This is a genomic window from Mycoplasma todarodis (genome assembly GCF_004335995.1).
Taxonomy (GTDB): domain Bacteria; phylum Bacillota_I; class Bacilli_A; order Mycoplasmatales; family Metamycoplasmataceae; genus Mycoplasma_K; species Mycoplasma_K todarodis.
In genome coordinates this window covers 20,912-27,924 of record NZ_PSZP01000006.1, presented here as the reverse complement: position 1 = coordinate 27,924, position 7,013 = coordinate 20,912, and the positions used below count along the sequence as shown (strand labels likewise).

The following is a 7,013-nucleotide window of genomic DNA, read 5'->3' as shown; positions in this document are numbered from 1 at the left end:
AGGTAATAACACATGTGTGTATATTATAATATAAATATTCAATAAAGGAAGGTATAAAATGAAAAAATTTAATAGAGTATTTTTTATAGTTACAGATTCTCTTGGAATAGGTAATTGTCCAAGAGCAAAAGAGTTCGGAGATTTTGGAGCAAACACATTTTCTTCAATCTCAAAAACAAGATTATTAAACATCCCAACATGAAGAAAAATGGGTATTAATAACATTGTTAATTTAGAAGGAATGCCACCAACAAAAGAACAAAACGCATACACATTGAGATTAATCGAATTAGGAAATGCTAAAGATACATTAGCTGGACACTGAGAAATGATGGGGATTAAAACAGTTACTCCTTTCCCAACATTTACAGAAACTGGTTTCCCTCAAGAAATGTTAGATGAACTATCAAAAGCATTTGATGGAAAAGAAATCATCGGAAATAAAGCGGCTTCAGGAACAGAAATAATTACTGAGCTTGGTGAAACAGAAATAAAAGAAGGGAAAGTTATTGTTTATACATCAGCTGATCCCGTTCTACAAATTTGTGGAAATGAAGAAACAATGGGGCTTGAAACACTTTACAGATATGGTAAAGCTGCTAGAGAAATCTGTAATTCAAGACCAGAATGAAACGTTGGACGTATTATCGTTAGACCTTACACTGGAACAGATAAAACAAATTTCCAAAGAACTGCAAACAGACATGATTATGCTGTTGAACCTTCAGAAAGACTTGTTATGGATGATTTAGCTTCAAAAGGAGTTAAAGTAACATCAATAGGTAAAATTAATGATATTTATTCAGGTCACGGAATTGATGTTGCTATTCATTCTGAATCAAACAATGATGGAATGGATAAATTAATTGATTTAGTTTCAAAAGATACAAAAGATGAATTTATCATGGTTAACCTTGTAGAATTTGATTCACACTATGGACACAGAAGAAATATTGATGGGTATGCAGAAGCGATTAACGACTTCGATATCAAATTAACAAAACTAAAAAATGCAATGAAAGAAGATGATTTATTAATCATCACTTCAGATCATGGTAATGACCCTTCATGACCAGGTTCAGACCACACAAGAGAAATGGTACCAGGAACAATTTTCTCTAAAGGATTTGAAAAACCAATGAAACTTGATGATGCTAAAGGATTTGGAACTTTAGGAAATATAGTTGCTAAAAACTGAGATGTAGCACCTACAGGTACTGGTGAAGATATCACAAATAAATTAAAATAATTAATAAAAAACACCCGCTTTAAAGGGTTGTTTTTTTTAAAAAAATATTACAAATAGAAAATAAAAATAGGCATTAGTTGCCTATTTCTTTATATTAATTACTTTTTAGCTTTTTTCGGAAATAACACTTTGTAAATTTCTGAATAGTCACTTACTGGGTGAATCTTAAGTTTTTCTTTTGATTCTTTTGGTAATTCCGCAATATCTTTCTCATTTGCTTTAGGTATGAATATTTCTTTAACACCCATTCTTACAGCTGCTAATGATTTTTCTTTTAATCCACCAATCGCAAGAACTTTACCTCTTAATGTAATTTCACCTGTCATTGCTCAATCTGAAGAAATTCCACGTTTTGAAAGTGCTGAGATTAATGCTGTTGTAAAGGTTACACCAGCTGAAGGTCCATCTTTAGGAACTGCTCCTTCCGGAACATGAATATGGATACTATTCTTCTCAAAATCAAAATCAATACCGAATTTTTTAGTGTTTGCTTTTACAAATGCTAAAGCAATTGTAGCTGATTCAGTCATAACATCTTTTAATTGACCTGTGATTCTTAATTCACCCTTACCAGGGAATGTTGTTACTTCCACTGGAAGTGTTGTTCCACCATATTGTGTGTAAGCCAGACCTGTAACTTGACCAATAATTGGATTCTTCTCTTTTTTGTCTTCGATAAAGCTCTTTTGTCCTAAAAGTTCAATCATTTTAGGTTCTGTTATTGTGTAAGCACCTTTGATTTCACCTTTGATTTTCTTAACAACGATCTTACGAGCTAATTTATCAAATGCACGTTTTAGACCACGAACACCCGCTTCAAGAGTATAGTGTTTTGCAACTTTTTCAATTATTTTGTCAGTCATTTTAAATTGTGATTTTGTTAATCCATTTTCTTTGATAACTTGAGGTATTAAGTGATTTTTAGCAATCATAACTTTTTCTTTCATTGTGTATGAAGAAAGATCAATTATTTCAACACGATCCAATAGAGGTGCTGGAATATTTTCGTAATAGTTTGCTGTAGCTATAAACATCACTTTTGATAAATCATATTCTAGTTCTAGGTAATGATCTTGAAATTTTTTGTTTTGTTCTGGATCTAGAACCTCTAACATAGCTGATGTTGGATCCCCTTTATAATCAGAAGCCATTTTATCAATTTCATCTAAAAGAATAACTGGGTTAGAAGTTTTAGCTTTATTAATAGCTTGAATTAATTTACCCGGCATTGAACCAACATAAGTTCTTCTGTGACCTCTAATTTCAGCTTCATCTCTAACTCCACCAAGTGATACCTTAATGAATTCACGATCAATTGTTTCAGCAATCGAACGAGCAAGTGAAGTTTTACCAACACCTGGAGGACCAACTAAAGCAATAATAGGTGCTGTATTTGATTTTGTATTCGCTTTAACAGCTAAATATTCAATAATACGTTCTTTAACCTTTTCAAGTCCATAGTGTCCTTTGTCAAGAACCTCTTGTGCTTTTACAATATCTGTTGAATCTTTTGAATATGTTTCTCATGGTAACTTAACTAATCAATCAATATATGCTTTTGAAACATTAGCTTCTGCTGAAATAGGAGGCATAGCTTCGTATTTAGCAATCTCATCAAGAACTTTTTCTTTAACATATACAGGATATTTTTTATCTTGGATAGCTTCTCTTCATGAATCAATCTCTGAAGACTTAGAAGACATTTCTCCTAATTCTTCCTTGATGGCTTTCATTCTTTCTCTAAGAAGGTATTCTCTTTGTTGTTTATCAAGTGTAGATCTAACATTAACATCTAAATCTTTTTCAATTTCAATGATTCTTGCTTCTTCTTCTAATATCTCGATAACAAGTTCTAAACGTTTATTAACATTTCTCGTTGCTAGAATTTTAGCTTTCTTTTCAATTGTAAGAGGCATATAGTGTCCGACAACATCTGCAAGCTCACCAGCAGAAATACCAGAAGCAAGCTCTTGAAGAACGTGTTTCGGCATATTAATTAGTTTACCAAGTGATTTTTCAATCTCCGAAGAAACTTTTCTAACTAATGCTTGTTCTCTAAGTTCATCGCCAGAAATACTTTTCACCAATTTTGCCTCTGCAAAAATTGAATCATCAATTGTAACTTCTGAAATCTTAACTCTACTTAATCCTGTAACTTCAATTCTTTTCCCTCCACCATCGTAAGCTTCTTGGACTTCGATAGTTGCTAGTGTACCTGTTGTAAAAATATCATCGATAGATGTTATTTTATCTAACATTGCAGACTTTTGAGAAACAACGATAATTTGACCTTCGTGTTTAATAAGTGCTTCATTAATAGCGATTAATGACTCTGGTCTACCTATTTCTATAATATTTTTGTGCCCAGGGAAGTTTGCGATCCCTCTAGTGGCTAAAACTGGATATTTCATTTGAACCTCTTTTTCTATTTTTATTAAATTAATTATACACTTTTTGCGAATAAAATTAGCACTCTTTATTTTGAGTGCTAATTTTATTTTGTTGTGCTTTTTGATATTCTTTCCTTCTTTTTTAACCTCATGATTCATTATTACGTGAAGCATAAGTTCTTAATACTTTTGCCATTGGGATATAACACAAGAATATAACTCCATATTTTGCAAGGTTACCTGCGAAATATGTTACAAATGTTCCTGCTCAATAATTGGGTATCATAAAGAATTTTGCTTTTACTAAAAAATATGGATTATTGTAAACATCTATTGTTTCTGAAATTGAAAAATGTTTTATATATCCAGTTGATACTCAATACAAAGGTGTAAAGAATATTTGATTTAGAAATGTTAATATCAGCGATGATGAAATGAATGTGGTGATCGCTATTGTTATTACTTTTATATTATGAGATTTCATTTTACTGAATATACTTGAGTATATATACATAAATCCAATCGTTACAATTGAACAAACGAGTAAAATGAAGTGCCCTGTCAAATATCTAGGGTGATAACCTGTACCAGCTATAACTGGACCCATTGCGAATCTCAACAACAATGTTAAAATACCTCAAATAGGGCCAGCATAATAAAATATAGGTAATATAAATAATAATGAAAAGTTTAATTTTATATAGGTATCAGCAAATGGCATATACCTCGATAAAAATTGCAATAATAAAACTAATCCAAGAAATACACCAGTAAACGCTATTTTATGCACAACTCCTCTGCCCTTAGAGCAATGGAAGAGATTGCTTGGTGTCATAAAAACTCCTTCTTTCTTAAAGTGAGTCTTTTGTTAGTTTCTTTTTTCTCATCTGGACTTTACCATCGGTGTTGGAATTTAACCAACTCAGCTTTCGCTCGCGGACTTTACCGCCGGTACAGAATTTCACTGTCCCCAAAAAGACTCATATAAATTATATTAGAAAATAAAAAAATATGCCACAAGACATATTATTATTTAATTATTTTTTGATTACATCCATGAATTTAATTCAATCTTTTCAGTCAGCAACAAATAATACACCAACACCTATTACTAATAGTAAGAAAATAATCCCTACAGCTAACTTGATCTTGTTTGATTTATTTCCTGATTCTTTTTTAGCAATTGCTTTTTCTTCTTTAGCAGCAACTTTTTCTTCTTTAGCAGCAGTTTTGTTTTCTTCTGCAGCAGCTTTTTCTTCAGCTTCTTTTGCTAATTGTTTATCAAGAGCATCGTTTTGTGCTTTAAGTTCTTGAATCACTCTTTCTTTTGTAGCGATTTGTGCATCTTTTTCTTCAACAACTGGTTTCTCTTCAACTGGTCTTTTAGCAACTGTTGCTTTTTTAGCTGGTGTTGCTTTTTTAGCAGCTGGCTTTTTAGCTGGTGTTGCTTTTTTAGCAGCTGGTTTTTTAGTTGTTTCAGATTTTTTAACACCATCTCATGTAGAGTGTTTTCTGAATTTTCCTTCTTTAGATTGCACCATGATTGATGTTGTTGATTTTAATGAAGCTGCATATTGGATAGCTTCTTTTTGTGTATTAAAAACTCTTGTAGCTTTTGAAGCTTTTGCATTTTTAACGCATCATTTTTTATCTTCCGCTCTTCTTGTAACGTATTTAACTGACATTTGTTTCTCCTTGGTTTATTTTTTTAATTTCTCATTTTATAATCACTTACTTGTTAAGTGAATGCAATAATATTTTATCAAAAAAATAGCTTTTTAAACATAAAAAAACTCTGAAATAAGAGTTATTTTTAATTAAAGTTGTTCTAAATTTTACCTATAGAGATTTCGTTGCTTTTTTCTTGGTGTTTATTTTAGCAATAACGGTTTCAATTAATCAAGGAAGGAATGATAATAATAATGTACCTATCAGAACACAAAATGTAGTTGTAGAAGACATCCTGTCAGCATGATTGAATCCTGTCATATCAACAACTGAAGCAATTAGCATATAAATCACAGGAATTGCAGTGAATAAAATCGAGATGATTGCTGCAGGTATAAATAATTTTGATTTCTCAACTTTAATTTTATTTGTCTTCCTATTTATCAAGGCTCCAACAATTGAAAATACAATAACACCAAAAACTAATAATGAAGATCAATTAGTTAACAAATCAACAAAACTATATAATGAAGCAGTTTTATAATAACCATATTGTCCTTGATATCCAACTGTATCTTTATAAGCATAAGCGCCCACACAAGCAAATATCACAAAGAACACAATTGTTAATGTGGTTAGAATTAAGATTCCGGGTGTGAATCCTCTTAAAGAGATTGTTTTCGTTATTTTAATATCTTTAGTTTTCCATTTTTTAAAGAATTTAGAGAATATGAAATCATCGTCTGTGATATATTCATCATAAACATTGTATGAACCCATAGCAAATCCATTAACAATTCCAAGAACAGCCAAGAAAATACAAGCATTCATTATTGATTTGAATATTTTATTATTAAAGACATTGGCTCCACCTTTTTCCGAACCAACCAAAACACCAGAAGTAATTAAAAGATACATAGATGTGATTGCACCAACCCCAATTGCTAAAGCTAGAGGTAATAGATTTGGTTTCTCCATTTCTTCTTTTATAGAAGATACAGTATAAAATCCATCATATGCAAAGAATATTGCAGGAACCGAAGCAATAACGCCTAAATATGGTGAAAGTCCTGTTAATCCTTGAACAGGTGAATCTGCATGAGGATGATTGTGTTCAAAATTAATAAAACCAAACAATGGTATAAAAACAATCGGAACGAATTTTAGAATTGTAAATACTCATTGTAATTTAGTACTTGCATTTAGATTTCAAAATGATATTAATGATATTCATAAAAATATTGCGAACGCTATAAGAGAAACAACTCATCAATTTAATTGTCAACCAGTTGCATCTTGTAGAGCCATAACTGCATACAATGGAATTGTTACAAATGTAATAGGGAAGAAAAGCAATAACATATAACCTTTCGATCATTTGAATACTGATATTTTAGTGAACTTTTGCGCTCAACCTAATATACCTTTATCTCTTTCTTGTGTTGAAGCAACCTCTATTAAAGCTAATCCAATTGCTAAAATACCAATAGCCGCGACGGCTCACGAAGAAATAGCTAAACCCATATTACCGTGAGTATTATTTAAAATTGAATTATTCTTAAAGAATATACCGGCTCCAATAGCTGAACCAATTACTGTAATAATGACAGATAAGAATCCTATTTTCTTGACATTCCTTTTTGTAGTTGACATTTTCTCTCCTTTTTAGTAATAAAAATCCGCCTATTTAAGGGCGGTTTAACAAC

General features: G+C 31.2%; 5 protein-coding genes and 1 riboswitch. Of the genes, 1 reads left to right on the top strand and 4 read right to left on the bottom strand.

Annotation, left to right across the window (positions count from 1 at the left end):
• Positions 1-58 precede the first annotated feature (58 nt).
• Complete coding sequence (locus C4B25_RS01480; protein WP_131613297.1) at positions 59-1,249, top strand: phosphopentomutase; 1,191 nt, start codon at positions 59-61, stop codon at positions 1,247-1,249.
• Between the two features lie 98 nt (positions 1,250-1,347).
• On the opposite strand, the gene lon is transcribed toward C4B25_RS01480, so the two are convergent.
• From lon to C4B25_RS01455, 4 genes are all read right to left on the bottom strand, one after another.
• Positions 1,348-3,660, bottom strand: a complete 2,313-nt coding sequence (lon, locus tag C4B25_RS01475; RefSeq protein WP_210725162.1) for an endopeptidase La — start codon at positions 3,658-3,660, stop codon at positions 1,348-1,350.
• Between the two features lie 121 nt (positions 3,661-3,781).
• Complete coding sequence (locus C4B25_RS01470; protein WP_131613295.1) at positions 3,782-4,474, bottom strand: MPN527 family putative ECF transporter permease subunit; 693 nt, start codon at positions 4,472-4,474, stop codon at positions 3,782-3,784.
• Between the two features lie 36 nt (positions 4,475-4,510).
• A riboswitch (FMN riboswitch) is annotated at positions 4,511-4,621 on the bottom strand.
• Between the two features lie 55 nt (positions 4,622-4,676).
• Complete coding sequence (locus C4B25_RS04870) at positions 4,677-5,324, bottom strand: DUF2188 domain-containing protein (protein WP_246004287.1); 648 nt, start codon at positions 5,322-5,324, stop codon at positions 4,677-4,679.
• Between the two features lie 154 nt (positions 5,325-5,478).
• Positions 5,479-6,960, bottom strand: coding sequence for an APC family permease (locus C4B25_RS01455; protein WP_131613294.1), 1,482 nt, complete (start codon positions 6,958-6,960; stop codon positions 5,479-5,481).
• Positions 6,961-7,013 lie beyond the last annotated feature (53 nt).